The following is a 25219-nucleotide window of genomic DNA, read 5'->3' as shown; positions in this document are numbered from 1 at the left end:
TTACCCCCGCGGCCAAACCGTAGAACCCTTGCGGCGTGATGTGCAACACCTCCACGCCGCATGCAGCACAATCGTGACCCCCGGGGACGGTGAAGGTCGCGATTGGCGGCCTTAAATCGTCAAGCGCGCCAGCATGTCCCGCGCCTTTTCGGCGCTCTGCGGATCACACAGCACGTCGTAGCGTCCCGCCACCAACTGCATGGTCGAGCTGAAATCCCTTGTGCCACGGGCCATCGCATACGGGACAGCCGACGTGATCAGTCCGAAGATCACGCCTGCCACGACACCGGTGATCAGCGATGCCCACGGGCTGGGGCTGAAGAACCCCAACACCAGGCCGATGAAGATGCCCAGCCAGGCGCCGGTAATCACCCCGCCGCCGATCACTTTGGGCCAGGACAGCCGGCCCGTGACCCGCTCGACCTGCATCAAATCCACGCCGACGATGGTCACCTGCTGCACCGGGAACTGCTCGTCGGACAAAAAGTCGACGGCCTTTTGCGCCTCGGCGTAGGTGGGATAGGAACCGATCGGCCAGCCCTTGGGAGGGGTGGGCAGGCCCACGGGCCCGCGACGGGACCCGGCGGACGCTCCGCCAGGGTTCTGGCCGGGTGGGAAGGGGCTGGTCATATCTGCACATTCTCCTGTCGTGCGCGACGTTTGTCGCGTCGTGTCCGCCCGCGGATGGCGGCACTATGCCTGCTCAACGTGCCATCGCAAGCGATGGTGCCCCACAACAAGCCAGTCCCGGGCCACCTGCACATACGCTAGGTTGATCAGCATGACAGCTTCCGGTGGCGACTCCGGCGAAAAGGCACAGAACGCGGGCGATCAAGGCCCCTCGGAAGGCACCTACGAGGCGCCGCCGATCGAGCAGAGTTCACCGCCTCCCGGCTACGAGGCCGCCCCATCCGGTTACGAGCCGTCCCCGCCGGCTTACGAAGCTCCTGGCGGCTTCCCACCGCCGTCGGGCTATCCGCCGCCGAGCTATCCGCCTCCGGGCTACGCACCGCAACAGGGCTACCCGCCGCCGGCCCCCGGCGGTTACGGGGCGCCAGGCTATTCCGAGCCGCCGCCGTATTACCCGGGTCCGCAAGGCCCAGCGGCCTATCCGCCGCCGCAATACGGCGCGACGCCCGCTCCGGGCGGATACGGCTACCCCACCCCGCCGGCGGGAACCAACACCTTGGCGATCTCGTCGCTGGTGGCCTCGGTCGTCGGCTTGTTGTGCGGCATCGGCGCAATCATCGGAATCGTTCTCGGCATCATTGCCCTCAACCAGATCAAGCAATCCCGTCAGGGTGGCCACGGCCTGGCCGTCGCTGGGATCGTCGTGGGTGGCGTGACAATGGTCATCAACATCATTTGGGCCATCTACGCGTGGAGCTGACTCGGTGACCAATCCTCCACTGCCCGACGGGACAACGCCGCCCACCGACCCGTACACCCCCGTCGACTATCCGGCCCATTACCCGCAGCTACCGCCGCCGGTGTACCCGTCGCCCTATCCGCCGCCGACGGGTTACGGATACCCGCCCCCCGGCTATCCCCCGCCCGGCTACCCCGTCGATCCCTACGATCCGTACCGGCCCATCAAACCGCCGGGTACCAACGGCAAGGCCATCGCGTCGTTGGTGACCTCGGTCGCCGGTCTCTTGTGCTGCGGTTTGCCCGCGATCGCCGGGCTCATCCTTGGCATCATCGCGATGCGTGAAACCAAGCGCACCGGCCAGGACGGCAACGGACTCGCGATCGCCGGAGTAGTGGTCGGCGCCTTGGTCATCGTCGGATACCTTGCCTATTTCCTGATCATGATCAGCGTCGGCATCGCGTCGTCCCCCGACTACCCGACCTAATCCCCGAGTCGCTGCGCTCCTGCCCGCCGGACCCGGGCTAGGCGGGCGGCACAAACCGCTCGGCTTCGCGCGCCATCCCGGCCGCCCGGCCCTTGCCCGCGATCACCAGCGCCATCTTGCGGCTGGCTTCGTCGATCATCTCGTCACCGAGCATCACCGCTCCGCGGGCGCCACCGGCCTTCGAGGTGTGCCATTCGTACGCCTCGAGAATCAGTTCGGCACGGTCGTATTCGTCTTGGCGGGGACTGAAGATCTCGTTGCCCGCCGCGATCTGGTCCGGGTGCAGGACCCATTTGCCGTCGTACCCCAGCGCCGCCGCGCGCCCGGCCACCCGCCTGAACGCGGGCACGTCACGCACCTTCAGATACGGCCCGTCGACCGCCGCGATCCCGTGCGCGCGTGCCGCGACCAGGATGGTCATCAGCACGTGGTGATAGGCGTCGCCGACGTCGTAGCCCTCGGGCTGCTCGCCGACCACCAGGGTGCGCATGTTGAGGCTGGCCATCAGATCGGCCGGACCGAGCACCAACGCCTGAACCCGCGGGACAGCGGCGATCGCGTCGATGTTGGTCAGCCCCTTGGCATCTTCGATCTGGGCATCGATCCCGATCCGCCCGACCGGCAGACCGTGCGTCAGCTCGAGCTGGGTCAGCAACAGGTCCAGCGCCTGGACGTGGCTGGCGTCGGTCACCTTCGGCAACACGATCACGTCAAGGTGGCCGTCGCGCGCGGACGCGACCTCCGACACCACGTCGATCACATCGGTGTGCGTCCACGGTGTGGTCCAGTCGTTGACGCGCACACCGCGTAACTGACCCGCCCAGCCCGGGCTCGCCAGGGCTGCGCCAACCTGTTTGCGGGCCTGCGCCTTGGCATCTGGTGCGACCGCGTCCTCGAGGTCGAGGAACACTTCGTCGGCGGGTAAACCCTTGGCCTTCTCGATCATCTTGAGATTGCTGCCCGGAACTGAAAGGCACGTTCGACGGGGTCGGTAGGCGTTGTCCACGCTTACACTCCTACCCTTTCAATCATGGTGTCGGTGAACAGGGTGTACGCGGCACGGCTGGCCGGGCTGGTCGTGCTCGGGCCGGACGGCGAATCCCTCGGCCGGGTTCGGGACATCGTGGTCAGTATGAGCATCGTGCGCACCCAGCCGCGCGTTCTCGGCTTGGTGGTCGAATTGCTCACCCGCCGAAGGATTTTCGTTCCTATCCTGCGCGTCACCGCCATCGAGCCGAACGCGGTGACGCTCACCACCGGCAATGTGTCGCTACGCCGTTTCTCGCAGCGCCCCGGCGAGGTCCTGGTCCTCGGCCAGGTTCTGGACAGCAGGGTCCGGGTCGACGACCCGGAGTTGCCGCAGATAGCCGGCGTGGACGTGATCGTTGTCGACCTGGGCATCGAACAGAGCCGCGTCCGCGACTGGGTGGTCACCCGAGTGGCGGTGCGCAGCCTTCGCCGACTGGGCCGGCGTTCGACGGTCCAGGTGGTGGACTGGGACAACGTGCAGGGCCTGACCCCGTCCGCATTGGCGATGCCCGGCCAGGGCGTGGCCCAGCTGCTGCACCAGTTCGAGGGCCGACGCCCGATCGAGGTGGCCGACGCGATCCGCGATCTGCCGGACAAGCGCCGCACCGAGGTGATCAACGCGCTCGACGACGAGCGGCTGGCCGACATCCTCCAAGAGCTGCCCGAGGACTACCAGAGCATGCTGCTGTTCCAGCTGGACACCGAGCGCGCGGCCGACGTGCTCGAGGCCATGGAACCCGACGACGCGGCGGACTTGCTCGGTGTGCTGAATCCGACCGAGGCCGAGGTGCTGCTGCGCCGGATGGACCCCGAGGACTCCGAACCGGTCCGCCGTCTGTTGAGTCACTCACCCGACACCGCCGGCGGCCTGATGACCTCCGATCCGGTGGTGCTGGCCCCCGACACCACGGTCGCCGAGGCGCTGGCGCGGGTGCGCGATCCCGATCTGACCCCGGCGCTGGCGTCACTGGTGTTTGTGGTGCGCCCGCCGACAGCCACCCCCACCGGCAGGTACCTGGGCTGTGTGCACCTGCAGGCACTGCTGCGCGAACCGCCGGCCAACCTGGTGAGCGGCATGGTCGACACCGATCTACCCAGCCTGGCCCCTGGCACCTCGTTGACCGGGGTGACCCGGTACTTCGCCGCCTACAATCTGGTCTGCGGTCCGGTCGTCGACGACCAGAGCCACCTGCTGGGCGCGGTGTCCGTCGACGACGTGCTCGACCATCTGCTGCCCGACGATTGGCGGGACAGCTTCGAGGAGCCGCACGTGTCCAATGGGGTGACCAGCGCAGAGGGGACGATATGACCAGCCCGCATGCGCGTCAGCGGATCGACACCCCGCGCACGTCGCGGCGCCCGGTTTTCAACCTCGACCCCGAAGCGGTCGGCCGGTTCGGTGAGTCGATCGCCCGATTCCTGGGCACCGGGCGCTACCTGGCCTGGCAAACGGCGCTCGTCATCGTCTGGATCGCCCTGAACCTGTCCGCCGTGCGCTGGCGGTGGGACCCCTACCCGTTCATCCTGCTGAACCTGGCGTTCTCCACCCAGGCCGCCTACGCCGCGCCCCTGATCCTGCTGGCCCAGAACCGCCAGGAGAATCGGGACCGGGTCTCGCTGGAAGAAGACCGCAGGCGCTCCGAGCAGACGAAAGCGGACACCGAGTTTCTGGCCCGCGAGCTGGCGTCGCTGCGGTTGGCGGTCGGCGAAGTGGCCACCCGCGACTACCTGCGCCGTGAGCTCGAAGAGATACGCGAGTTGCTGGAATCGCTGCACTCCGACAACGGGACCCGGGTCAAAAAGGACAAACCCAAAAAATCCCGAGCGGCAATCGACGAACCCAGCTCGTGACCAAGGTGACCATTGGATACCACTGAGGTCTCAAAGGTATGTATGGTGACTTGGTTCACAGGGGCATGCTTTCTTTGTTGATTGAGGACGGACGAGTGGGCATAGGAAACCGCTTCACCCAGATGGTGCGGAAACCTGCGTTCGGAATTGCTGTACTCACCCCTGTCGTGCTTGCCGGCGCCGTCGGCGCGGCCCCCGATCTTCACCACCCCCTGGTCGTCGGAACCGAAGTCACCCCGCTGGCCGCGGTCTCCCCGCAGTCCGACACTTCGGGTGCCACCGTCGTCGCGCTTGCCAAGCAGCCGACCAACTTTCACTTCGCCGCGGCGGCACCGTCGGTCCCGCCACCGGCCATCGTGGTCAGTTCCCCGGGATCCATGCGGATCCCGTCGGTGGCGCTGGCGGCCTACCGCAATGCCGAGCAGGCGATGGGTTCGTCCGCGCCGGGCTGCGGACTGAGCTGGAACCTGCTGGCGGGCATCGGCCGCATCGAGTCCGGGCACGCGAACGGCGGTGCCACCGACGCGCGGGGCACCGCGATCAACCCGATCTACGGACCGACGTTGGACGGCAGCCTGTCCGGTAACGAGGTCATCGTGCAGACCGTCCAGGCCGGGCGACCCGTCTTCGCGCGGGCGATGGGACCCATGCAGTTCCTGCCGGGCACCTGGTCGCGGTACGCCGCTGACGGCGACGGTGACGGCAAGGCCGACCCGCAGAACGTCTACGACGCGGCGCTGGCCGCGGCCCGCTACCTGTGCAGTGGCGGCTTGAACCTGCGCAACCAGTCCCAGGTGCTGACCGCGATCCTGCGGTACAACAACTCGATGGCCTACGCCCAGAACGTGCTGGGCTGGGCCGCCGCCTACGCCACCGGCGTCGAACCGGTGAATCTGCCGGCGATCGTCGGGCCGGTGCCGGCCATCGGTGACGCCCATCTGGACAACCCGGAGGGATTGGGTCCCGGCCTGCCGCTCAACGCGATCGGCCTGCCGTCCACCGATCCGCTGACCCAGTTGCCGCTGATCAACTTCGGGAACAGCGAGACGGCCGGATCGCTGGCGCTTGGCCCGCTGCCCGGACCGGCGAGTGCCCTACCGGGGCTGCCCTGCCAGGTGATCTGCCTCGGCACCCAGGCTCCGCCGCCGGTGACAGCCGAGGCCGTGCCCGAGGCTCCGCCGCCGTGGCAGCCGCCATGGGCGTTGCCGCCCCCGCCGCCGGCTCCTGAGCCCGCCGCCCCGGAGGTACCCGTTGCCTCACTGCCAGCCGTTCACGGCGCGTTGCCCGGACCGGGCGCCTAGCTTTCCGAACCAACCGGCGTGCACAGCATCCGGACAGGCGACGGCCATAGCGTAAGTCGTCGTGACCCAGCCTGGCCCAGTGCAGCATCGGTCGATGCGACCCCTGTTCCAGACCATCCTGATCGACGTTGCACCTCCGTTGGTGGCGTACTACGGCCTGCGCGCGGTCGGGGTGTCCGAATACATCGCACTGCTGTCTGCCACGGTGCTCTCGGGACTACGAGTGCTCTACGGCGTGGTCAGAGCCCGGCGCGTGGACCCGTTCGCCGCCTACCTGCTGCTGACCTTCGGGCTGAGCTTGGTGGTGGGACTGGCCACCACCGATCCCAAGCTCGTTCTCATCGGCAACACCTTCGTCAACGGCCTCGGCGGCCTGATTTTCCTGGCCAGCTGCGTGGTCGGCACCCCGTTGACGCAGGTCGTCGGGGACCGATTCCAGGCTGCCGGAGACGACCCGAACGCCGCAGAAGCCAGCGACCGTCTGCGGATCCACGTCCAACTCTCGGCGATGTGGGGCATCGGTCTGCTGCTCGAGGTCGCTATTCGCCTGGCGGTCATCCACACCGTCTCCGTTGATACCGCCAACGGGATCAATTCGGTGATCACCCTCGTCGTGATCGGCCTTCTGGTGCTGGCGACCGTCATCGTCGGACGCCGAAAACGGACGGCCGGTCCCACGACCTAGACTCGGCGCTGATGTCCGAAAACAATTCCGAGCTGCAGTCCAAGGTGCGTGCGGCGCTGGCCAAGGTGATCGATCCTGAGCTGCGCAAGCCCATCACCGAGCTCAACATGGTGAAGAGCATCGACGCCGGCGACGACGGCGCCGTACATGTCGAGATCTACCTGACCACGTCCGCGTGCCCGAAGAAGACCGAGATCAGCGAGCGGGTGACCCAGGCCGTCAGCGACGTGCCCGGCACCGCCGCGGTGACCGTGGTCTTGGACGTGATGAACGACGAGCAACGCACCGAGTTGCGCAAGCAGCTGCGCGGCGATGCGGCCGAACCGGTGATCCCGTTCGCCCAGCCCGGATCGCTGACCCGGGTGTACGCCGTCGCTTCCGGCAAGGGCGGGGTCGGCAAGTCCAGCGTGACGGTCAACCTTGCCGCCGCGCTCGCGGCCCGCGGCCTGTCCGTCGGGGTGCTCGACGCCGACATCTATGGCCACTCAGTGCCGCGGATGATGGGCACCGACGAGCGGCCCACCCAGGTCGAGTCGATGATCCTGCCGCCGGTGGCCCACGACGTGAAGGTGATCTCGATCGCCCAGTTCACCCAGGGCAACGCTCCGGTGGTGTGGCGCGGGCCGATGCTGCACCGCGCACTGCAGCAGTTCCTGGCCGACGTGTACTGGGGCGATCTCGATGTGCTTCTGCTGGATCTGCCACCAGGCACTGGCGACGTCGCGATCTCCGTCGCTCAGCTGGTTCCCGGCGCGGAGATCCTGGTGGTGACGACCCCGCAGCTCGCGGCCGCCGAGGTGGCCGAACGTGCCGGCGCGATCGCGCTGCAGACGCGGCAGCGCATCGTCGGCGTGGTGGAGAACATGTCCGGGCTGCTGATGCCCGATGGCACGACCATGCAGATCTTCGGCGAGGGCGGCGGACGCAAGGTCGCCGAGAGCCTCAGCCGGGTCGTCGGCGCCGACGTGCCGCTGCTGGGGCAGGTTCCGCTGGACCCGGCGCTGGTGGCGGCGGGCGATTCCGGGGTGCCGCTGGTGCTGTCGGCGCCCGATTCGGTGGCCGGTAAGGAACTGCGCGGCATCGCCGACAAGCTGGCAGCGCGGCGCCGCGGGCTGGCCGGGATGTCGCTGGGTCTGGACACCACCCGCCACCTGTAACGATTTCGGCGCGAAAACCGCCGCTAGGCGAACGAAAACGCGCCGAAATCGCTAGGTGGCGTCGGCGTCGAACGGTGCGGGAGTGCCGGGAGCCAACGGCTCCGATTTAGGCGATACCGCGTGCGGCGGCGGAGCGCTATGCGGCTTCTCGGCGTTACCCGATGTCGCCGGCGACTGGAACGCGTCGCCGATCCACGAGTCGTCGCCGTCGAGCAGGTGTTTGGTAAGCGCGGCCCGTGGCGTCATGCCCCGCAGCTTCTGCAGTTCGCTCAGCGGCTGGCGAAAGTCCTCGAACTCAGGTCCCAGATCCTCGCGGAGTTGACTGGTCGCACCGGTGACGTAGTCACGGGCCTGCCGCATCGTGTTGGAGGTCCACCGGATGGCGCCCGGCAGTCGTTCCGGGCCGAGGATGACCAGCCCCACGACCACCAGCAGGAGCATTTCGCCCCACCCGACGTTGGCGAACATTGCGTCAGTTGTCCGGCGCGGGGTTCACCGTCAGCGTGACCTTGCGGCCGTCGCGGATGACCTCGATGGGGGCGTCCTGCCCGATCTTGAGCTGGCGTATCGCGACCGCGAATTCGTCGGCGTCGGCCACCGTGCGGTTGCCGACCTTGACGACGATGTCGTTCTCGAGGATGCCCGCCTTCTCAGCCGGACTGCCTGCCTTCACATTGGCCACCTGCGCGCCCTGGGCGAGGTCGTTGCTCACCGAGCGCGCCGACAGACCAAGCGTCGGGTGCGAGACCTTGCCATCCTTGATCAACGCCTCGACGGTCTCTTTGACCTCGTTGACCGGAATCGCGAAACCGAGCCCACTTGCGCTGTCGGACAACGACTTTCCGGCGGTGTTGATGCCGATCACTTCGGATTCCATGTTGATCAGCGGGCCACCGGAGTTACCGTGGTTGATCGAGGCGTCGGTTTGAATGGCATCGATGACGGTGTCGGTGTCCGACCCCTCACCCGACAGCGGGACGGGCCGGTGCAGCGCGCTGATGATGCCGTGGGTGACGGTGCTGCGCAGACCCAGCGGGGCGCCGGCCGCGATCACCTCGTCGCCGACGTGAATCTTGTCGGAATCACCGAACCGGGCCACCGTCAAGTTGTTGACGTTGTCCACCTTGAGCACGGCGAGGTCGGTCTTCGGGTCACGGCCGACGAGGTTGGCCGGCACCGACTTGCCGTCGTTGAACACCACCGAGATCTTGAACTTGCTCGGGTTGTTCGCGGCGTCGGAGATGACGTGGTTGTTGGTGACGATGTAGCCGCGGCCGTCGACGACGACGCCGGAACCCTGCGCACCCTCATCGTCACTGACGGCCTCGATGGTGACGACGGAGTCCGCCACCGAGGCCGCAACCTTGGCGAACCGGCCGGGCGGAACCTCGCCGGTGCTATTGGTGGCCAGTGAGACCTTGGAGGTGGTGAAGGCTTCGACGACCTCGGCCGTCTTGCGCCCCACCCAACCGCCGGCGAAACCGATGAGCAGCGCGACGATGCCCAGAATCGCCAGCGAGACATAGGACACCCGGCCGCCGAACAGCACTTCGCGCACGCCGAGCTTGCCGGTGGGCCCGGCCGCCGTGACGGGTGCGACCTGCTGCAGCGCCGGTGTACCCAGTCCCGCGGCGGCCGCCGGATCCCGCCAGGGATCGTCGGGCTCGTCGGCCTCGTCGGGTTTGACGCCGAGCGCCCCGGCATCGGCGGGGTGGCGCTGCAGGGAGTCACCGGTACCCGGCGGCCGCCCGAACGCCTCACCGAGCACCGGGTCGGACGGATGGTCCTTGGGCTGGAATTCGACTTCACCGCGGAACTTGGCGGGGCGCAGCTCCTCGGCGACGAACGAGCCGTCGACACCATTGGGGCGTCCAAAAGCCCGGGTGGCGGCCGGGTCGACCGCGGGTCGCGAAACCGGACGAGGAGCCAGGCGGGGGCTGCTGCCGGAGTTGTCCTGATTGGGGCTCAAGTTCAACCTCTATCCAAGCGCTCAGCCGCGAGCGCGCGCGATGGGACCGAGCACGACGCTGCTCGACTTCACATCCACCCTACCGGCGCTTTCGCCGGTCACGGTCTGTGCCTTCAGCTAACTGATCGGCGAGTCCGGTCTGCCCCACCTGCTCGTCCGGCGCCGACTGCGGGATCTGCGACAACAGACCCAACAGGCTGCTCGGCATGCTGATCGGCAGCGAGTCACGCAGCGCAGTGCGGGCCTGGGTCTGACCGTCGACCTCGGACGCGCACTCCGCGCACAGCGACAAATGATGCGCCGCACGCAGATGGGCATTCATCCGCAGCTCGCCGTCGACGAAGGCGGCGATCGCCTCGGTGGACAGGTGCTCGGTCGAGCGAAACTGGCGCGGTGCGCCCACGGGCGCATCGCTTTGGGAAGCGAACTGAGAGGGCAACCAGGAGAATGCTCGACGGAACATGTGTCCACGGTCGACCATCACTGCGCCCCTCTCGATCGCGTCGGCAACGCCAGAAATTCTCGCTAGATCGAATGTAGCGCGCGCAACCCGATGCGACAGGACATGACAGCCACTTTGACCGGTAACCGGCCAGGTCGGCTTAGACCGATTCGGCGGTGAAGTCCGCCATTTCCCGTTTGCCGGAGTGGGCCGCGAGATATTCGCGCAGCGCCTGCCGACCACGGTGGATACGGCTACGCACGGTCCCCAGCTTGACGCCGAGCGTCGCGCCGATCTCCTCGTAGGACAGACCTTCGATATCGCACAGAACCACCGCGGCACGGAATTCCGGTGCCAGCGAATCGAGCGCGGCCTGCAAATCCGGGCCGAGCCGCGAATCGTGGTAGATCTGCTCGGGGTTGGGCTCGTCGGCCGGCACCCGGTCGTAGTCCTCGGGCAGCGCCTCCATGCGGATGCGGCCGCGACGACGGACCATATCGAGGAACAAGTTCGTGGTGATGCGGTGCAACCAACCCTCGAACGTGCCGGGCTGATAGTTCTGCACGGAGCGGAACACCCTGATGAAGGTCTCCTGGGTGAGGTCCTCGGCGTCCTGCTGGCTACCCGACAGTCGATAGGCCAGCCGATACACCCGGTCGGCATGCTGACGAACCAGCTCGTCCCACGACGGCATGGCCGTCCGGTCACCGGTCGCATCGAACACCGCGGTGCCCTGCAGTTCCTCGGACGGTTCAACCCACTCCGCATCCCCGGGCTGCTCGGGATGCGACATGTGCGCCGGAGCCATCAGTGTGGTGGTCGTCGGATCCTCCTGATTGATTTGCGTAGACGGTTCAATCCCGTCGATCGCATCAAGCGAGACAACACGAGCGCCTTCTGGCATATTCCCCGACCAGCGTTGCCCTTGTTCCATGCCCGCTACCGTTCCCCAAACCGGTGTGGGGGCGATATGAGCTAACTAAGGTTTGACTAAGAAATACATTCGTTATCAATTCGTGCCCTGATCTGACGCCTCTCCCCTGGCGCGTCGAACTTGACGGGCGACGTCCACGCGGCCGACATACCTGGCGCGCCTGCCTACCCGTCGAACCCGTTGGCCCTACGCTGCTGAGAATGGCCACTACCGAGGACCAATCAGGCCAACCGGAGCCCAGTCGCGCCGACCGGATCCTCGCCCACGCAGAGGGTTCGATCTCCGAGGATGTCATCGTCACGGCCGCCCGGGAGCGGGCCGTCGACGCGGGCGCCGGAGCGGTCACACCGGCGGTAGGCGCGCTGCTCAGCGTATTGGCGCGTCTGTCAGGCGGCAAAGCCGTCGCCGAGGTCGGCACCGGCGCCGGCGTCAGCGGGCTGTGGCTGTTATCCGGCATGCGCGACGACGGCGTCCTGACGACCATCGATATCGAGCCCGAGCATCAGCGCATCGCCAAACAAGCGTTCAACGAGGCAGGAATCGGACCTTCGCGCACCCGGCTGATCGCCGGACGAGCCCAGGATGTCCTCACCCGCCTCGCCGACGAGTCCTACGACCTGGTGTTCCTCGACGCCGCACCGGCTGATCAAGCCGACTTCGTGATCGAGGGAGTGCGGCTTCTTCGTCCCGGTGGCGTGATCGTCGTTCATCGGTCAGCGCTGGGCGGCCGGGCCGGCGACCCGGCGGCCAACGACCCCGAGGTGACGGCGGTGCGGGAAGCGGCCCGGCTGATCGCCGAGGACGAGCGCCTCACCCCGGTGCTGATCCCGCTGGGTGACGGCATTCTGGTCGCGGCCCGCGACTTCTAGGCCCGACCACTCCTAGGGTTCGCGCTCAAGTTTGCTGAGTCTCAAAGCCAGTGCACATTGCATGACGGTCGCCCGCTGGGCCGCTCGAGAGAAATTCGTCCCACCAGCGCCAATGCTGGCTTGTTCGCGCTGGCGAAGTTTTCTTCGCGGAACTCATCAGAGGAAACTCTCAGCTGCCGATCCTTTGCCACATGTCGCAGTAATGGAATTCCAGCAAACTATTCAGACGGCACACCATTGCGTTATTGCATAAACGTTCTCTAAAACCGAGATGTCATCGCAACCAAGAATGACGGTTATCGGAAATTATCTCTGGACATGGCATAACCTCGCTGCTTACATGGTCGGCACCACCCCAAAGGCGGTGTGTGGCAATGGCATTGCGTACATGTTTCGAACCGGCCGAATGCGGTTACCGGGGTGTGCGAAGGGGGGACGCATGGATCCACGACTCAGCCCCGTTATGGTGGCGATATTGATCGTGCCCGTCATCCTGTTCGGAATTGGCGCCGTCGCTCTCGATCTGTCGCAAAGTCGACGCGATCGCAAAGAGCGCGTCGCAGCAAGCTGGGGCGAACTGCGTATCACCAACAGCGTTCTCATCGTGGGCTACCAACGAAACGCTGAGAGAATTCCGCTGGCCGGCCTTACGGTCCGCGTCACGGAGACGGGCTCGCCCACCGATGGTCCGGGCGCCCATCTGATCCACATCACCGTCGCCGGCGCCGACGGGATGTCGGTGCAGCGCAGCCAGCCGTACTCCTACGGTTCGATGACCGGCGCTCGGATGTTCGAGATCCTGTTCAACCGGGCCACCCCAGCGCCACTCGCCCCCGCCGCGCAGGTGCGCGCGCTGCGCTGGGCCGCCTGACCGAATTTTCTCTCAGCTGCTCTCCCGGGTCGATGCTTGACGTTTGATTGAACGAGTGTTTAGCATCCTAAACATGCGTTCAACGGACTTGACGACGGCGGCTCGGATCCGCGACGCCGCGATCGAGCAATTCGGTGCGCACGGCTTCAGCGTCGGGGTACGCGCGATCGCGGAGGCCGCCGGGGTGAGCCCCGGGCTGGTCATCCACCACTTCGGCTCCAAGGACGGCCTGCGCTTGGCGTGCGACGACTACATCGCCGAAGAGGTCCGCAGCGAAAAGTCTGAAACCATCCGCTCCACCGACCCCGCCACCTGGCTGGCCGCGGCTGCGGAGATCGAATCGTTCGCGCCGATGATGGCCTACCTGGTGCGCAGCATGCAGTCCGGCGGCGAGCTCGCCCGAAATCTGTGGCGCACGATGTTCGCCAATGTCGAGAGTTATCTCGCCGAGGGCGTCGAGGCCGGCACGGTCAAGCCGAGCCGTGATCCGGCCGCCCGGGCGAGATATCTGGGGATGGCCGGTGGCGGCGCATTCTTGCTCTACCTGCAACTGCACGACACCCCGACGGATTTGCGTGCGGTGCTGCATGACTACGCCAACGAGATGATGCTGCCGGCCCTCGAGCTGTACACCGAGGGCCTGCTCTCCGACTCGACGATGTTCGACAGCTTCGCAGCCCACGGTGAAATCGATACCACGATCGAGGGAGAAACAGATGACGACCGCACCAGCACCGACGACGCGCACTGACACCGCCGCGGTCGAAATCCGGGGATTGGTCAAGACTTTCGGCCGGACCCGAGCGTTGGACGGAATGGACCTCACCGTCAGGGCCGGCTCAGTCGCCGGCTTCCTCGGACCCAACGGCGCGGGCAAGTCCACCACCATCCGCGTCTTGCTGGGCCTCTTGCGCGCCGACGGCGGGACCGTGCGCCTACTCGGTGGTGATCCGTGGCGCGACGCGGTGGCGCTGCACCGTCGAATCGCCTACGTGCCGGGTGATGTGACCCTGTGGCCCAACCTGACCGGCGGGCAGGTCATCGACTTCCTCTGCGGCCTGCGTGGCGGGGCCGACCCGCGCCGCCGGGACTGGTTGATCGAGCGTTTCGAACTCGACCCGCACAAGAAATCCCGGACCTACTCCAAGGGCAATCGCCAGAAGGTGGCGCTGGTCGCCGCGTTTGCGACGAACGCCGATATCTACATTCTCGACGAACCCACCTCGGGTCTCGATCCGCTGATGGAGAACGTGTTCCAGGACTGCGTGCAGGAGGTGGCCCGACGTGGCGCGGCGGTGCTGCTGTCCAGTCACGTTCTCGACGAAGTCGAAAAGGTCTGCGACACAGTCACAATCGTCCGGGCGGGACGCACGGTGCAATCAGGTTCGCTGGCCCAACTGCAGCACCTGATGCGGACCACGGTGACAGCCCGCACGCGCCGCGATCCCACCGTGGTGAGCCGATGGCCGGGCGTGCATGACGTCGACATTCGCGACGGGCAGATCAGGTTCACTGTCGGCCGTGACGTGCTGGACCCCACGATGGTGCACCTGACCCAGCTGGGCATCGCGGATCTGACGGTGACACCGGCCTCGCTTGAGGACCTGTTCCTGCGCGAATACCGGACGCCGGCGCAATGATCGCGACCGCAACCACGGCAGCGCCGTCCTCGCTGACCGGAACCATCACACTGGTGCGCTTCACATTGCGCAGGGACCGGATTCGGTTGGCGGTGTGGATGTCGGTGTTGACCATGCTGATGGTCTACGCCCCCAACGCGATCAAACTCGCCTATCCCGAAGAAGCGCAGCGGGAGGCGCGCGTCAACCTGTTGAAGACACCAGCCGGAATCATGCTGGGCGGGCCCATGTTCGGCGGTAACGAGACCGATCTGGGCGTCATGATGGCCAACGAGCTGACGCTGACGCTGATCATCGCGGCCGCGATCCTGGCGATCCAGACCGTCATTCGTCACACCCGCGCCGAAGAGGAAAGCGGCGCGGCCGAATTGGTGCTGTCCTCGATTGTCGGCCGGCATGCCCGCACTTCCGCCGCGCTGATCGTCGTCGTGCTGGTGAATGCCGTGCTGGCGGTGACGATGACAATCGCCATGGCGGCCAGCGGTTTTGCCGTCGTCGACACCGCGGCGATGTGCTTGGGTATCACAACGGTGGCCACCGTCTTCGGCGCAACCGCGGCGCTGAGCGCACAACTGTGGCGGCAGGCCAGAACCGCCACCGGCGCATCGCTGGCGGCGCTGGCCGCCGCGGTACTGGTGCGCGGGGCGGGCGATGTGATCGACAACTCCGGCAGCGTGCTGAGCTGGTTCTCCCCCATCGCCTGGGCGCAGCAGATGCGGCCGTTCGTGGCACTGCGGTGGTGGCCGCTGGGCCTGCTGGTGGTGCTGGCCATCGGACTCGTTGGGGCCACGTTCGTGCTCGAGAGCAGACGGCAGTACGACGACGGCGTGTTGGCGTCGTCGGGCGAGCACGCCAATGCCCGCCCCGTGGGCGGGGTGTTCGGATTGCAGCTGGTCCTCCAGCGCGGCCTGACCGCGGGTTGGGCGATCGGACTGCTGATCGCCGGGGCCGCCTTCGGATCGATGACCAAGTCACTGCTGGACGCCGCGAGCGGTAACGCGCTACTGGCACGGGTACTTTCGACGCAGGGCACCGACGGCGTGTACACCACGATGACGCAGTTCCTGGCGGCGGCGACGACAGCGTACGTCGTCACCGTGGTGGTGCGCCTGCACCGTGACGAGGAGTCCGGGATCGGTGAAGCCGTGCTGGCCGGTTCGGTATCGCGGTGGACGTGGCTGTTGTCGGCGGTCGGTGCGGCGCTGACCGGTGCGGCGGTGCTGCTGACGTGCGCGGGCCTGGGCAACGGCCTCGGCGCGGGCCTGACGCTGGGCGAACCGCAGCTCATCGTGCGACTGACCCTGGCCGCACTGGCGTTCCTGCCGGCCATGGCCGTCGCCGCCAGTGTCGCCGCGCTCGCCGTGGCGCTGCGGCATCCCGGCATCGGTTGGTTCGCAGTGATATTCGTGGTCGCCGCGTTGTATCTCGGTGCGCTGCTGCGGTTGCCACGTTGGCTCATCGATGCATCGCCGGTGGCACGTACCACCGCACCGTCGTCAGTGTCCGTGGTGACACTTGCCGTGCTGGTCATGATCGCCATCGCCGTCACGCTGACCGCCGGGTTCATCTACCGCCGCCGCGACGTCGTCTAGGCGAACGTCTTCTGGGAGAACAATGAACACTTCGCTTCGCATCGTGATCTCGTCCGTCGTCGGCATCGCCGCCTTCGCCGTGCTGCTCTTCGTACCGGCAGGCACCGTGAACTACTGGCAGGGTTGGGCGTTCCTCGCCGTGTTCAGTGCGGCGAGCTTCGGGCCGACCCTCTACCTGGCCCGGCTCGACCCGGCCACGTTGGAGCGGCGCATGCAGGCCGGCGTGAAGGCCGAAACCCGGCCCGTGCAGAAAGTCGTGATCGCCGGGACGTTCCTCGTGTTCGCCGCGATCCTGGTCGTGCCTGCCCTCGATTACCGGTTCGGCTGGTCGCAGGTTCCCGCGTGGCTGTCAATAGTGGGCGACGTGATGGTGGCCACCGGGCTGGGCCTGACGATGTTGGTGGTCTACCAAAATCGTTATGCCGCAGCCAATATCACCGTCGAGGACGGTCAGCCGCTGGTGAGTACCGGGCTGTACGGCATAGTGCGTCACCCGATGTACTTCGGGAACGTGATCCTGACGGTCGGGATGGCGCTGGCTCTTGGCTCCTATTGGGCGCTGCTGCTCGTCCCCGTCGGGACGCTCCTGATGGCCGTGCGGATCCTCGACGAGGAGAAGATGCTCACTGCCGAGCTGGACGGTTACCGGCAATACACGCAGAAGGTGCGCTACCGTCTGGTGCCATTGATCTGGTGAGGAGGCCCGCATGGAGCTGATGACGGGTTTCGGCCTGGCCACCGCCGCCGGCCTCAACGCCTACATCCCGCTGCTGGCGATGGGTCTGCTGAGCCGATTCACCGATCTCATCGCCCTCCCGCACGGGTGGTCGTGGCTCGAAAACGGCTGGGTGATCGCCATTGTCGCGATTCTGCTGGTGGTCGAGATCGTCGCCGACAAGATCCCCGCGCTGGACTCCGTCAACGACGTGGTGCAGACGTTCGTCCGACCGACCGCCGGCGGGATCGTGTTCGGCTCGGGCACCGCCGCGCAGACCTCCGCGGTCACCGACCCCGGCGAGTTCGCGCGGACCGGTCAGTGGGTGCCGATCGCGATCGGTGTCGTCACGGCATTGGTCGTCCACCTGACGAAGACGACGGTGCGGCCCGCGGCCAATGTGGCCACCGCCGGGTTCGCGGCGCCGGTGCTGAGCACGATCGAGGACATCACCAGTGTCGCGTTGGTCTTTATCGCGATCCTGATTCCCGTGCTGGTGCTTCTGGTGCTGATCGCGTTGGTGTGGGCCGCGGTCGTGCTGTGGCGCCGACGGCGGCGCCGCAAAACCCCGAGCCCGGGTTAGATCCAGACACCCTTGCCGACGGCCACCACACCACCGGCGCTGATCGCGAACCGGTCGCGGTCCTTCTCCAGGTCGACGCCGACCATCTCGCCGGGGCCCACGACGACGTTCTTGTCCAGGATCGCGTGCCGGACCACCGCACCGCGGCCCACCCGCACGCCTGGCATCAGCACGCTGCCTTCGACGATCGCGCCATCCTCGATGGCGACATTGCTCGACAACACCGAATTGCGTACCGACGCCGCGGAGATGATGCTGCCGGCACCGACCACCGACTCCTGCGCGGAGCCACCGTTGACGAACTTGGCCGGGGCCAGGTTGTCCGACTCACCGCGGATCGGCCAGCGCTTGTTGTACAGGTTGAACACCGGGTGAACGGACACCAGATCCATGTGGGCGTCGTAGAAGGCGTCGAGCGTCCCGACGTCACGCCAGTAGCCGTGGTCGCGTTCGGTCGCGCCGGGCACTTCGTTGTTACTGAAGTCGTAGACCGCGGCCATGCCGTCGGAGACCAGACGCGGGATGATGTCGCCGCCCATGTCGTGATCGGAGTTGTCGTCGTCGGCGTCGGCGCGGATGGCGTCGATGAGCACTTTGGTGGTGAAGATGTAATTGCCCATCGACACGAACGTCTGCGTCGGGTCGTCGGGTGTGCCCGGCGGGTCGGCAGGCTTCTCCACAAACTCACGGATGCGACCGGACTCGTCGGCGTCGATGCAGCCGAACGCGGTGGCCTCGCCGCGCGGCACGCGGATGCCCGCCACCGTGGCGCCGGCGCCGCTTTCGATGTGGAACTTGACCATCTGCTCGGGGTCCATCCGGTACACGTGGTCGGCGCCGAAAACCACGATGTAGTCCGGATCCTCGTCGTAGATGAGGTTCAGCGACTGGTAGATCGCATCGGCGGAACCGGTGTACCAGCGCGGCCCGAGGCGCTGCTGGGCGGGGACGGGCGTGATGTATTCGCCGGCCAAGCCGCTCAGTCGCCAGTTCTGCGAGATGTGCCGGTCGAGGGAATGCGACTTGTACTGGGTGAGCACACAGATCCGCAGATACCGCGCGTTGACCAAATTCGACAACACGAAATCGATCAGCCGGTAGGCGCCGCCGAAGGGAACCGCAGGCTTCGCCCGGTCCGCGGTCAGCGGATACAGTCGCTTGCCCTCTCCGCCGGCCAGGACAATGCCCAGCACGTGTGGCAATTCCCTCATGCTGCAAACCTAATGGCACGCGCAACAGACGGCTAGGCCATCGCGACTATTGCAGGTCGCTGTGTCGCGGAGGCGACGAATTTGGGGTCTGTGTCGCGGCAGCAACGACTTTGGCGCTACCGCGCAACGACGTTGACCCACAAGGTCGGGGCGAGCGAAGCGACGGGAAAGAGGCCGGGGCGAGCGAAGCGACGGGAAGAAGGCCGGGGCGAGCGAAGCGACGGGAAAGCGGATGCGCCGCCGGGCCGGTGCTACTACCGTCGGGCGTATGCGGGTGGCGATGATGACTCGGGAGTATCCGCCCGAGGTTTACGGCGGGGCGGGCGTGCACGTGACGGAACTCGTCGCACAGCTGCGGCACCTCTGCGAGGTCGACGTGCACTGCATGGGTGCGCCGCGCGCGGGGGCATTCGTCCACGAACCCGACCCGGCGCTCAAAGGCGCCAACCCGGCGCTGTCGACACTGTCGGCGGATCTGGTGATGGCCAACGCGGCCGCCGAGGCGACGGTGGTGCACTCGCACACGTGGTACACCGGGATGGCCGGTCACCTGGCCGCGCTGCTGTACGACGTGCCGCACGTGCTGACCGCCCACTCCCTCGAACCGTTGCGGCCGTGGAAGGCCGAGCAGCTCGGCGGCGGCTACCGGGTGTCGCTGTGGGTGGAGCGCACCGCGATCGAAGCCGCCGACGCGGTGATCGCCGTCAGTTCGGGCATGCGCGAGGACGTGTTGTCGGTCTATCCGGCATTGGACCCCAATCGCGTTCACGTCGTGAAGAACGGAATCGACACCAGCGCCTGGTACCCGGCTCCCCCGGAGCCCGGCGAATCGGTGATCGCCGAACTCGGCGTCGACCCGTCGCGGCCCATGGTGGCGTTCGTCGGCCGGATCACCCGGCAAAAAGGCGTGCCGCACCTGATCGCCGCTGCGCACCGCTTCGACCCGGATATTCAGCTGGTGCTGTGTGCCGGTGCGCCGGACACCCCGGAGATCGCGGCCGAGGTCAGCTCGGCCGTGCAGGAGCTGGCCAGCGCGCGCAGGGGCGTGTTCTGGGTACAAGAATTTCTGCCGATCGCCAAGATTCGTGAAATCCTCTCGGCAGCAACAGCTTTCATCTGCCCATCAGTGTATGAACCGCTGGGGATCGTGAACCTGGAAGCAATGGCGTGCGGTACGGCGGTCGTCGCCTCCGATGTCGGTGGCATCCCCGAGGTGGTCGCCGAGGGTGTGACGGGAACGCTGGTGCACTACGAGGCGACGGACCCGGCGGGCTTCGAGGCCCGTCTGGCCGAGGCGGTCAATGCACTGGTGGGTGATCCGGAGAAGGCCCGTCGCTTTGGGACAGCCGGACGGCAACGCTGTATCGACGAGTTCTCGTGGGCGCACATCGCCGAGCAGACGTTGGAGATTTACCGCAAGGTGTCGCCTTAAGCCGGCCAAAGGGCCGACCGGCAAACCGAAACCCCGCGCGCCCACGCGGGGTTTCAATGGTGGATCAGTTAGCTGGTGACGTTCTTGAGTTCGTCACCTAGGGCGGCGGCTTCATCGGGCGTCAACTCGACGACCAGTCGTCCACCGCCTTCTAGCGGAACTCGCATCACGATGCCGCGCCCCTCCTTGGTTGCTTCCAGCGGACCGTCACCAGTCCGGGGCTTCATCGCCGCCATCGAGTGCTCCCTCCAGATTCGAGCCGGCGCCCGCCTTCACGGACCCGCGCGGATGCCGGGTACATGGCTGGTGCGTCCGGCACTGAACTGCTTGTTTTCGATTCTATTGTTCCTTATCGGCGGGCATCAGTGTGAAAGACCCGATTGAGCGCAACTGATTTGTGCCCTCAGACCGCCACGGCAGGGGGAACCCAGCACGTTGCGAGGTGGTCGTCGACCATCCCGGTGGCCTGCATCAACGCGTAGGCGGTGGTGGGGCCGACGAAGCGGAATCCGCGCTTCTTGAGGTCCTTGGCCATGGCCTGAGACTCCGGGGTGATCGACGGCACGTCGGCCAGGGTCTTGGGTCGTGGACGCGCCGACGGGGCGTAGGACCACAGCAGGTCGGACAGGTCGACATCCTGATCGGCGACCGCTCTGGCGTTGGCGATCGTCGCCTCGATCTTGGCGCGGTTGCGCACGATCCCCTCGTCAGCCATCAGCCGGGCGACGTCGCGATCGGTGTACCCGGCGACCTTCTTGATGTTGAACCCGTCGAACGCCTTCCGGAAGTTGTCCCGCTTACGCAGGATGATCAGCCAGGACAGGCCGCTCTGGAAGGCCTCGAGGCTCATCCGCTCGAACATCGCCGCCTGGCCGCGTAGCACCCGGCCCCATTCCTGGTCGTGGTAGTCGCGGTAGAGCACCGACTGTGTCTGAGCCCAGTCGCAGCGGACGCGCCCGTCGTCGGTGGCGACCTCGCTCACGCCAGCTCCTCGTCGGCTGAGGCCGCGGCGTGGTGCGTGGCCACCGGCTCGTCGAGCCCCGCAGCGGCGCGCACCGCGGTGAGCTCACCGCGCAGCTGATCAAGCTCGGCGCCGAGGCGGTCCAGAACCCAGTCCACCTCGCTGGTCTTGTAGCCGCGCAACACCTGGGTGAACTTCACCGCGTCGACGTCCTCGCCGGTGACCCCTGAGGCCGGCAGCACGGTCGCCGTCGTCGCACGGGGCAGCGGCGGCAGCTCCTCGCCGCGCCCGAAGATCAGGCTGGCCACCCCGAACAGGACGACGCCGATCAAAATCAGTACCACCAGGTACAGCAGGATCAATGTCACGCCACCGATATTGCCCTAACCGGCCGACATCGTCCGCGCCGGAGCGCGCAAGGTTTCAGCGCAGGGTGTTCATCGGCGGGCGGTCAGCCAGCGACACCGACGTGGTCCGCGGCAGGTAGCCGTCGTGCCCGTCGGGCAGGAACTGGGTCAGCCCGATACCGGAGTCGGCGATGCCGCAGCGCGACAGCAGGGTCGCGATGACCTGGCGGCTCATCGCCCCCAGCTCGATCAGCGGTCGGTTGCGGTGGCTGCGCACACCGAGGTTGACCTGGGCGATCGCATCCAGGCCGAGCCGGTCGTAGGTGTCGATCAGCAGGCCGATCTCCACGCCGTAGCCAGGCGCGAACGGCACCGAGGTCAGTAGCTCGCGGGTGCCGGCGTACTCGCCGCCCAACGGCTGCAGCACGCAGCCCAGCTCGGGGCGCAGGGCGGCCAGCAGCGGGCGGGCGACCAACTCGGTGACCCGGCCACCGCCGTTGGCGTCCTCGCCCTTGCCGACCTTCAGCGGCCGCCGGTAGAAACCCTTGACCAGGTGGACCCCGTCGGCGGTCAGCAGCGGGCCGACCAGCCGGGGCACGAACATCGGATCGGGATCGATGAGATCAGAGTCGACGAACACGATGATGTCGCCGCTGGTCGCGGCCAACGAGCGCCACAGCACCTCACCCTTGCCCGGCTGAGGCTCGACCTCGGGCACGGCCTGCTCGCGGGTGACCACCCGGGCGCCTGCGGCGATGGCTTCGATCTCGGTGTCGTCGGTGGAGCCGGAATCCAGCACGATCAGCTCGTCGACCAGGCCACCGAGCAGCGGGCGGAGGGTCTCCACCACCGAACCGACGGTCTCCTGCTCGTTGAGCGCGGGCAGGACGACGGAAATGGTGCGGCCGCGCTTGGCGGCCACCAGTTCCTCGATGGTCCACGTCGGCCGGCCCCAGCTGTGGTCGGACAGCCAGGTGTCACCGGGAAGTGTGTCGTTGGCGACGAGATCGGTCATGCCAGGCCCCTCACCGTCCGCGCCGGCGGACGCTCCCCACGGATCGACGCGACCATTTCGAGTACGCGCCGAGTGGGTCCCACTTCGTGCACCCGGAACATCCGGGCTCCGTCGGCGGCGGCCAGTGCGGTCGCTGCCAGCGTGCCCTCGAGGCGTTGAGTGAGCTCCACACCCAAAGTCTCCCCGACGAAATCTTTGTTGCTCAGTGCCATCAGGACGGGCCATCCGGTCTTAACAAGATCGTTTACGTGGCGCAACAAAGTAAGGCCGTGATAAGTATTTTTGCCGAAATCGTGCGTCGGATCGATCAAAATCGCGTCCCGGGCGACCCCGATCGCGACGGCCCGCTCGGCGGCGGCAGTGACCTCGGCGATGACGTCGTCGACCACACCGGTCACGGTGGTCCCGTAGTTGACGCGAAAGGGCCGGGTCCGCGGCTCGGCGCCGCCGGTGTGTGAGCACACCAGTCCCGCCCCGAATTCGGCGGCGACCTCGGGTAATGCCGGGTCGGCGCCGGCCCAGGTGTCGTTGATCAGGTCCGCGCCGGCCGCGCAGGCCTGTTTGGCCACCGAGGAGCGCCAGGTGTCGACGCTGATCAGCTGGTCGGGGTATTCGGCGCGCAGCCATTCGATGAACGGCACCACGCGGGCGATCTCCTCGTCGGCGTCGACGAGGGTTCCCGGTCCCGCTTTCACTCCCCCGACGTCGACCACATCGGCGCCGTCGGCCACGACGCGGTGGGCGGCGTCTTTTGCTGCTTCGTCGGTGAAGGTCGCGCCGCGGTCGTAGAACGAGTCGGGCGTGCGATTGACGATCGCCATGATCAGCGCCCGGTCACCGGCCACCGGCCGTCCGCAGAACGTCGACTTCACCCCTCCATGGTGCCTGGTGGGGCCGAGATCGACGAAATGCTGGGTTCTACTCGCAGTTCTTCGGCCAAACGTCGCTTTGGGCGTAAGGGGATCAGCCCTTGGGCCTGCCGCCGGAGGCGACTTCCTCGGGGTACTCCGGGTAGAACGGCACGTAGCCGTCCTCCTTACCGGCCAGCACGTACAGCGGGTCCTCGATCTCTTCGCCGTCGCTGCCGTAGGCCTGCTTGCGCAGGTCGACCTTGCGGCTCTTGAACGTCGACGTGGTCTCCAGTGACTCCACGATCCGGATGAACAGCGGCATCGCGAAGCTGGGCAGCTTGCCGTAGACCGTCGCGGCCAGCGCCTTGCCGTCGAAATCCACGCCGTCGCGCAGCTTGACCGCGGCCATGCCGGCCCGCCCGCCGGTATCGGGTACCTCGACGCCGAACACCGTGGCTTCCTCGATGTTCTTGTCCTCGCTGAGAGCGGCTTCAACCTGCGTGGTGGCCACGTTCTCGCCCTTCCACCGGAAGGTGTCGCCAAGCCGGTCGGCGAACGCGGCGTGCCCCATGCCCTGCGGGTTCATCACGTCACCGGTGTTGAACCACACATCGCCCTCTTTGAAAGCGTTGCGCACCAACTTCTTTTCGCTGGCTTCCTTGTCGGTGTAGCCGTCGAAGGGCGACAGCTTGTTCACCGGGCTGATCAGCAGGCCGGGTTGGCCCGGCGGCACCTTGCGGACTCGGCCGTTCTCGTCGCGCGCCGGCTCGCCGGTCTCCGCGTCGTACTCCACGTAGGCCAGCGGCGTCGGACTGATCCCGGTGCTCTTGGGGATGTTGAAGATGTTGATGAACGCGGTGTTGCCCTCGCTGGCGGCGTAGAACTCGGCGACCCGGCCGATGCCGAACCGGCGGGTGAACTCGTCCCAGATCTCCGGGCGCAGCCCGTTGCCTGCGATGACCCGGACCTTGTGGGCGCGGTCGGTGTCCTTGGCCGGCTGGTTGAGCAGGTAGCGGCACACCTCACCGATGTAGATGAACGCGGTGGCCTGCATACCGATGACTTCGTCCCAGAACCGCGACGCCGAGAACGACTTGCCCAGTGCCAGTGTGCCGCCCGCGTTGATCACCGATGACAGCGCGACCGTGAGCGCATTGTTGTGATAGAGCGGCAGCGGGCAGTAAAGGGTGTCGTCGCTCTTGAGCCGAAGACCCAGCCCGCCGAATGCGGCAAGGGCGCGCAGCCACCGGTGGTGGGTCATCACGCTGGCCTTGGGATGCCCGGTGGTGCCTGAGGTGAAGATGTAGAACGCGGTGTCGCGGGCCTGAACCTGCGACGCTGCCGCGGGGTTGTCCGTGGGCTTGCCTGCGGACTGCTCGACGACGTCCTCGATCGTCATCAGCTCGCCCGGCTCCGCGCCGCTCTCCTTGATCGGGTCGATCAGGTCGGACTCGGCGACCACCACGGTGGCTTTGAGTAGACCGATGCTGTGCGACAACACATCTGAGCGCTGGTGGTAGTTCAGCATGCCGGCCACCGCGCCGCATTTGACCGCGGCCAGCATCATCAGCACCGCGTTGGGCGAGTTGCGCAACATGATGCCGACGACGTCGCCGCGCCCAACTCCCTTGTCGGCCAACACCGCCGCGAAACGATTTGCCGTCTCGTTGGCTTCCCGGTAGGTGAGCTTCTCGTCACCGAAGCGGAGGAACACGTGGTCAGCGGAGCGAGCGGCGCGGTCCTGGAACACCTTGCCAATAGAGGTCTTCGAGGTCGGCAATGCCAGGAAGCCGGTCACCGCACCACGCAGGATCACCGGCGCATCCATCAGCACCGACGGCAGCCGCGTCGCAAGGTCAAGCAGTCCCACCGACTTCCGCGCACCAGACTCGTTATCGGCCATCGGCG

Annotated in this window: 28 protein-coding genes; 15 read left to right on the top strand and 13 right to left on the bottom strand. The window is 66.8% G+C overall.

Annotation, left to right across the window (positions count from 1 at the left end; translation table 11 throughout):
* Positions 1 to 111: 111 nt before the first annotated feature.
* Entirely contained in the window at positions 112 to 630 is a 519-nt protein-coding gene (locus SLQ31_RS20225) for a general stress protein (RefSeq protein ID WP_319435797.1), read from the bottom strand.
* A 151-nt stretch (positions 631 to 781) separates the two neighbouring features.
* Between SLQ31_RS20225 and SLQ31_RS20220 the strand changes: the two genes are divergently transcribed.
* Positions 782 to 1390 (top strand): DUF4190 domain-containing protein, encoded by a 609-nt coding sequence (locus SLQ31_RS20220; protein WP_413642561.1) that lies wholly within the window; start codon positions 782 to 784, stop codon positions 1388 to 1390.
* Positions 1391 to 1394: 4 nt separating this feature from the next.
* Positions 1395 to 1856, top strand: a complete 462-nt coding sequence (locus tag SLQ31_RS20215) for a DUF4190 domain-containing protein (RefSeq protein WP_319435795.1) — start codon at positions 1395 to 1397, stop codon at positions 1854 to 1856.
* 37 nt (positions 1857 to 1893) lie between these two features.
* Here SLQ31_RS20215 and SLQ31_RS20210 read toward each other — a convergent pair whose 3' ends face one another.
* Positions 1894 to 2862 (bottom strand): CoA ester lyase, encoded by a 969-nt coding sequence (locus tag SLQ31_RS20210; RefSeq protein ID WP_319435794.1) that lies wholly within the window; start codon positions 2860 to 2862, stop codon positions 1894 to 1896.
* Between the two features lie 24 nt (positions 2863 to 2886).
* On the opposite strand from SLQ31_RS20210, the gene SLQ31_RS20205 reads away from it, so the two are divergent.
* From SLQ31_RS20205 to SLQ31_RS20185, 5 genes are all read left to right on the top strand, one after another.
* Positions 2887 to 4194 (top strand): magnesium transporter MgtE N-terminal domain-containing protein, encoded by a 1308-nt coding sequence (locus tag SLQ31_RS20205; RefSeq protein ID WP_319435793.1) that lies wholly within the window; start codon positions 2887 to 2889, stop codon positions 4192 to 4194.
* Positions 4191 to 4736 (top strand): DUF1003 domain-containing protein, encoded by a 546-nt coding sequence (locus SLQ31_RS20200; RefSeq protein ID WP_319435792.1) that lies wholly within the window; start codon positions 4191 to 4193, stop codon positions 4734 to 4736. Before SLQ31_RS20205 ends, SLQ31_RS20200 begins: the two co-directional genes overlap by 4 nt.
* 122 nt (positions 4737 to 4858) lie before the next feature.
* On the top strand, positions 4859 to 6037 hold the full coding sequence (locus SLQ31_RS20195) for a lytic transglycosylase domain-containing protein (protein ID WP_319435847.1): 1179 nt from the start codon (positions 4859 to 4861) through the stop codon (positions 6035 to 6037).
* 94 nt (positions 6038 to 6131) lie between these two features.
* Positions 6132 to 6722 (top strand): VC0807 family protein, encoded by a 591-nt coding sequence (locus SLQ31_RS20190; protein WP_319435791.1) that lies wholly within the window; start codon positions 6132 to 6134, stop codon positions 6720 to 6722.
* A gap of 11 nt (positions 6723 to 6733) precedes the next feature.
* Positions 6734 to 7879 carry an Mrp/NBP35 family ATP-binding protein gene (locus SLQ31_RS20185; RefSeq protein WP_319435790.1) on the top strand — a complete coding sequence of 382 codons (1146 nt, stop codon included), beginning with the start codon at positions 6734 to 6736 and terminating at the stop codon, positions 7877 to 7879.
* A 51-nt stretch (positions 7880 to 7930) separates the two neighbouring features.
* Here the strand turns inward: SLQ31_RS20185 and tatB are convergent, their stop codons facing one another.
* The 4 genes from tatB to sigE all read right to left on the bottom strand — a co-directional run bounded on the left by tatB (position 7931) and on the right by sigE (position 11098).
* Positions 7931 to 8347, bottom strand: coding sequence for a Sec-independent protein translocase protein TatB (tatB, locus tag SLQ31_RS20180; RefSeq protein ID WP_319435789.1), 417 nt, complete (start codon positions 8345 to 8347; stop codon positions 7931 to 7933).
* 4 nt (positions 8348 to 8351) lie between these two features.
* Positions 8352 to 9848, bottom strand: a complete 1497-nt coding sequence (locus SLQ31_RS20175; protein WP_319435788.1) for a S1C family serine protease — start codon at positions 9846 to 9848, stop codon at positions 8352 to 8354.
* Between the two features lie 79 nt (positions 9849 to 9927).
* Positions 9928 to 10329: an anti-sigma E factor RseA gene (gene rseA / locus SLQ31_RS20170; protein WP_319435787.1), complete on the bottom strand. Its 402-nt coding sequence runs from the start codon at positions 10327 to 10329 to the stop codon at positions 9928 to 9930.
* 121 nt (positions 10330 to 10450) lie between these two features.
* Entirely contained in the window at positions 10451 to 11098 is a 648-nt protein-coding gene (sigE, locus tag SLQ31_RS20165; RefSeq protein WP_319435786.1) for an RNA polymerase sigma factor SigE, read from the bottom strand.
* 326 nt (positions 11099 to 11424) lie between these two features.
* Here sigE and SLQ31_RS20160 point away from each other — a divergent pair, with 326 nt between their 5' ends.
* From SLQ31_RS20160 to SLQ31_RS20130, 7 genes are all read left to right on the top strand, one after another.
* Positions 11425 to 12093 (top strand): O-methyltransferase, encoded by a 669-nt coding sequence (locus SLQ31_RS20160; RefSeq protein WP_319435785.1) that lies wholly within the window; start codon positions 11425 to 11427, stop codon positions 12091 to 12093.
* 439 nt (positions 12094 to 12532) lie between these two features.
* Complete coding sequence (locus SLQ31_RS20155) at positions 12533 to 12964, top strand: hypothetical protein (RefSeq protein WP_319435784.1); 432 nt, start codon at positions 12533 to 12535, stop codon at positions 12962 to 12964.
* A gap of 73 nt (positions 12965 to 13037) precedes the next feature.
* On the top strand, positions 13038 to 13715 hold the full coding sequence (locus SLQ31_RS20150) for a TetR/AcrR family transcriptional regulator (protein ID WP_319435783.1): 678 nt from the start codon (positions 13038 to 13040) through the stop codon (positions 13713 to 13715).
* Entirely contained in the window at positions 13681 to 14604 is a 924-nt protein-coding gene (locus tag SLQ31_RS20145) for an ABC transporter ATP-binding protein (protein WP_319435782.1), read from the top strand. Before SLQ31_RS20150 ends, SLQ31_RS20145 begins: the two co-directional genes overlap by 35 nt.
* Positions 14601 to 16196, top strand: a complete 1596-nt coding sequence (locus SLQ31_RS20140; protein ID WP_319435781.1) for an ABC transporter — start codon at positions 14601 to 14603, stop codon at positions 16194 to 16196. The genes SLQ31_RS20145 and SLQ31_RS20140 overlap by 4 nt, the downstream gene beginning before the upstream one ends.
* Positions 16197 to 16218: 22 nt before the next feature.
* On the top strand, positions 16219 to 16893 hold the full coding sequence (locus SLQ31_RS20135) for an isoprenylcysteine carboxylmethyltransferase family protein (RefSeq protein WP_319435780.1): 675 nt from the start codon (positions 16219 to 16221) through the stop codon (positions 16891 to 16893).
* Positions 16894 to 16903: 10 nt separating this feature from the next.
* Entirely contained in the window at positions 16904 to 17494 is a 591-nt protein-coding gene (locus tag SLQ31_RS20130) for a DUF4126 domain-containing protein (RefSeq protein WP_319435779.1), read from the top strand.
* Here the strand turns inward: SLQ31_RS20130 and glgC are convergent.
* Positions 17491 to 18705, bottom strand: coding sequence for a glucose-1-phosphate adenylyltransferase (gene glgC, locus SLQ31_RS20125; RefSeq protein WP_319435778.1), 1215 nt, complete (start codon positions 18703 to 18705; stop codon positions 17491 to 17493). The genes SLQ31_RS20130 and glgC overlap by 4 nt on opposite strands.
* 268 nt (positions 18706 to 18973) lie before the next feature.
* Here glgC and glgA point away from each other — a divergent pair, with 268 nt between their 5' ends.
* On the top strand, positions 18974 to 20137 hold the full coding sequence (gene glgA / locus SLQ31_RS20120; protein WP_319435777.1) for a glycogen synthase: 1164 nt from the start codon (positions 18974 to 18976) through the stop codon (positions 20135 to 20137).
* A gap of 68 nt (positions 20138 to 20205) precedes the next feature.
* Here glgA and SLQ31_RS20115 read toward each other — a convergent pair whose 3' ends face one another.
* From SLQ31_RS20115 to fadD6, 6 genes are all read right to left on the bottom strand, one after another.
* Positions 20206 to 20373, bottom strand: a complete 168-nt coding sequence (locus tag SLQ31_RS20115; protein ID WP_005059648.1) for a DUF3117 domain-containing protein — start codon at positions 20371 to 20373, stop codon at positions 20206 to 20208.
* A gap of 167 nt (positions 20374 to 20540) precedes the next feature.
* The gene (locus SLQ31_RS20110) at positions 20541 to 21119 is read right to left on the bottom strand and encodes a DNA-3-methyladenine glycosylase I (protein WP_319435746.1); all 579 of its coding nucleotides are present in this window, start codon (positions 21117 to 21119) and stop codon (positions 20541 to 20543) included.
* Entirely contained in the window at positions 21116 to 21466 is a 351-nt protein-coding gene (locus SLQ31_RS20105) for a DivIVA domain-containing protein (RefSeq protein WP_319435745.1), read from the bottom strand. The genes SLQ31_RS20110 and SLQ31_RS20105 overlap by 4 nt, the downstream gene beginning before the upstream one ends.
* A gap of 55 nt (positions 21467 to 21521) precedes the next feature.
* On the bottom strand, positions 21522 to 22460 hold the full coding sequence (locus tag SLQ31_RS20100) for a glucosyl-3-phosphoglycerate synthase (protein ID WP_319435744.1): 939 nt from the start codon (positions 22458 to 22460) through the stop codon (positions 21522 to 21524).
* The gene (gene folP, locus SLQ31_RS20095) at positions 22457 to 23332 is read right to left on the bottom strand and encodes a dihydropteroate synthase (RefSeq protein WP_413642551.1); all 876 of its coding nucleotides are present in this window, start codon (positions 23330 to 23332) and stop codon (positions 22457 to 22459) included. The genes SLQ31_RS20100 and folP overlap by 4 nt, the downstream gene beginning before the upstream one ends.
* Before the next feature lie 91 nt (positions 23333 to 23423).
* A complete protein-coding gene (gene fadD6, locus SLQ31_RS20090; protein ID WP_319435743.1) occupies positions 23424 to 25214 on the bottom strand; it encodes a long-chain-acyl-CoA synthetase FadD6 in 1791 nt (596 codons plus the stop codon).
* Between the last annotated feature and the right edge of the window lie 5 nt (positions 25215 to 25219).

It is taken from the genome of Mycobacterium sp. RTGN5 (assembly GCF_033804465.1).
In the GTDB taxonomy this organism is placed as follows: Bacteria; Actinomycetota; Actinomycetes; order Mycobacteriales; family Mycobacteriaceae; genus Mycobacterium.
Note: the sequence above shows the minus strand (reverse complement) of the source record. Positions and strands in the feature narration are given on the sequence as shown.

Excerpts from the sequence above, each read along its gene's own strand:
- SLQ31_RS20225 (WP_319435797.1), bottom strand. The coding sequence starts at position 630 with ATGACCAGCCCCTTCCCACCCGGCCAGAACCCTGGCGGAGCGTCCGCC.
- SLQ31_RS20220 (WP_413642561.1), top strand. The coding sequence starts at position 782 with ATGACAGCTTCCGGTGGCGACTCCGGCGAAAAGGCACAGAACGCGGGC.
- SLQ31_RS20205 (WP_319435793.1), top strand. The coding sequence starts at position 2,887 with ATGGTGTCGGTGAACAGGGTGTACGCGGCACGGCTGGCCGGGCTGGTC.
- SLQ31_RS20200 (WP_319435792.1), top strand. The coding sequence starts at position 4,191 with ATGACCAGCCCGCATGCGCGTCAGCGGATCGACACCCCGCGCACGTCG.
- SLQ31_RS20195 (WP_319435847.1), top strand. The coding sequence starts at position 4,859 with ATGGTGCGGAAACCTGCGTTCGGAATTGCTGTACTCACCCCTGTCGTG.
- SLQ31_RS20190 (WP_319435791.1), top strand. The coding sequence starts at position 6,132 with ATGCGACCCCTGTTCCAGACCATCCTGATCGACGTTGCACCTCCGTTG.
- SLQ31_RS20185 (WP_319435790.1), top strand. The coding sequence starts at position 6,734 with ATGTCCGAAAACAATTCCGAGCTGCAGTCCAAGGTGCGTGCGGCGCTG.
- tatB (WP_319435789.1), bottom strand. The coding sequence starts at position 8,347 with ATGTTCGCCAACGTCGGGTGGGGCGAAATGCTCCTGCTGGTGGTCGTG.
- rseA (WP_319435787.1), bottom strand. The coding sequence starts at position 10,329 with ATGGTCGACCGTGGACACATGTTCCGTCGAGCATTCTCCTGGTTGCCC.
- sigE (WP_319435786.1), bottom strand. The coding sequence starts at position 11,098 with ATGGCTCCGGCGCACATGTCGCATCCCGAGCAGCCCGGGGATGCGGAG.
- SLQ31_RS20160 (WP_319435785.1), top strand. The coding sequence starts at position 11,425 with ATGGCCACTACCGAGGACCAATCAGGCCAACCGGAGCCCAGTCGCGCC.
- SLQ31_RS20155 (WP_319435784.1), top strand. The coding sequence starts at position 12,533 with ATGGATCCACGACTCAGCCCCGTTATGGTGGCGATATTGATCGTGCCC.
- SLQ31_RS20150 (WP_319435783.1), top strand. The coding sequence starts at position 13,038 with ATGCGTTCAACGGACTTGACGACGGCGGCTCGGATCCGCGACGCCGCG.
- SLQ31_RS20145 (WP_319435782.1), top strand. The coding sequence starts at position 13,681 with ATGACGACCGCACCAGCACCGACGACGCGCACTGACACCGCCGCGGTC.
- SLQ31_RS20140 (WP_319435781.1), top strand. The coding sequence starts at position 14,601 with ATGATCGCGACCGCAACCACGGCAGCGCCGTCCTCGCTGACCGGAACC.
- SLQ31_RS20135 (WP_319435780.1), top strand. The coding sequence starts at position 16,219 with ATGAACACTTCGCTTCGCATCGTGATCTCGTCCGTCGTCGGCATCGCC.
- SLQ31_RS20130 (WP_319435779.1), top strand. The coding sequence starts at position 16,904 with ATGGAGCTGATGACGGGTTTCGGCCTGGCCACCGCCGCCGGCCTCAAC.
- glgC (WP_319435778.1), bottom strand. The coding sequence starts at position 18,705 with ATGAGGGAATTGCCACACGTGCTGGGCATTGTCCTGGCCGGCGGAGAG.
- glgA (WP_319435777.1), top strand. The coding sequence starts at position 18,974 with ATGCGGGTGGCGATGATGACTCGGGAGTATCCGCCCGAGGTTTACGGC.
- SLQ31_RS20115 (WP_005059648.1), bottom strand. The coding sequence starts at position 20,373 with ATGGCGGCGATGAAGCCCCGGACTGGTGACGGTCCGCTGGAAGCAACC.
- SLQ31_RS20100 (WP_319435744.1), bottom strand. The coding sequence starts at position 22,460 with ATGACCGATCTCGTCGCCAACGACACACTTCCCGGTGACACCTGGCTG.
- fadD6 (WP_319435743.1), bottom strand. The coding sequence starts at position 25,214 with ATGGCCGATAACGAGTCTGGTGCGCGGAAGTCGGTGGGACTGCTTGAC.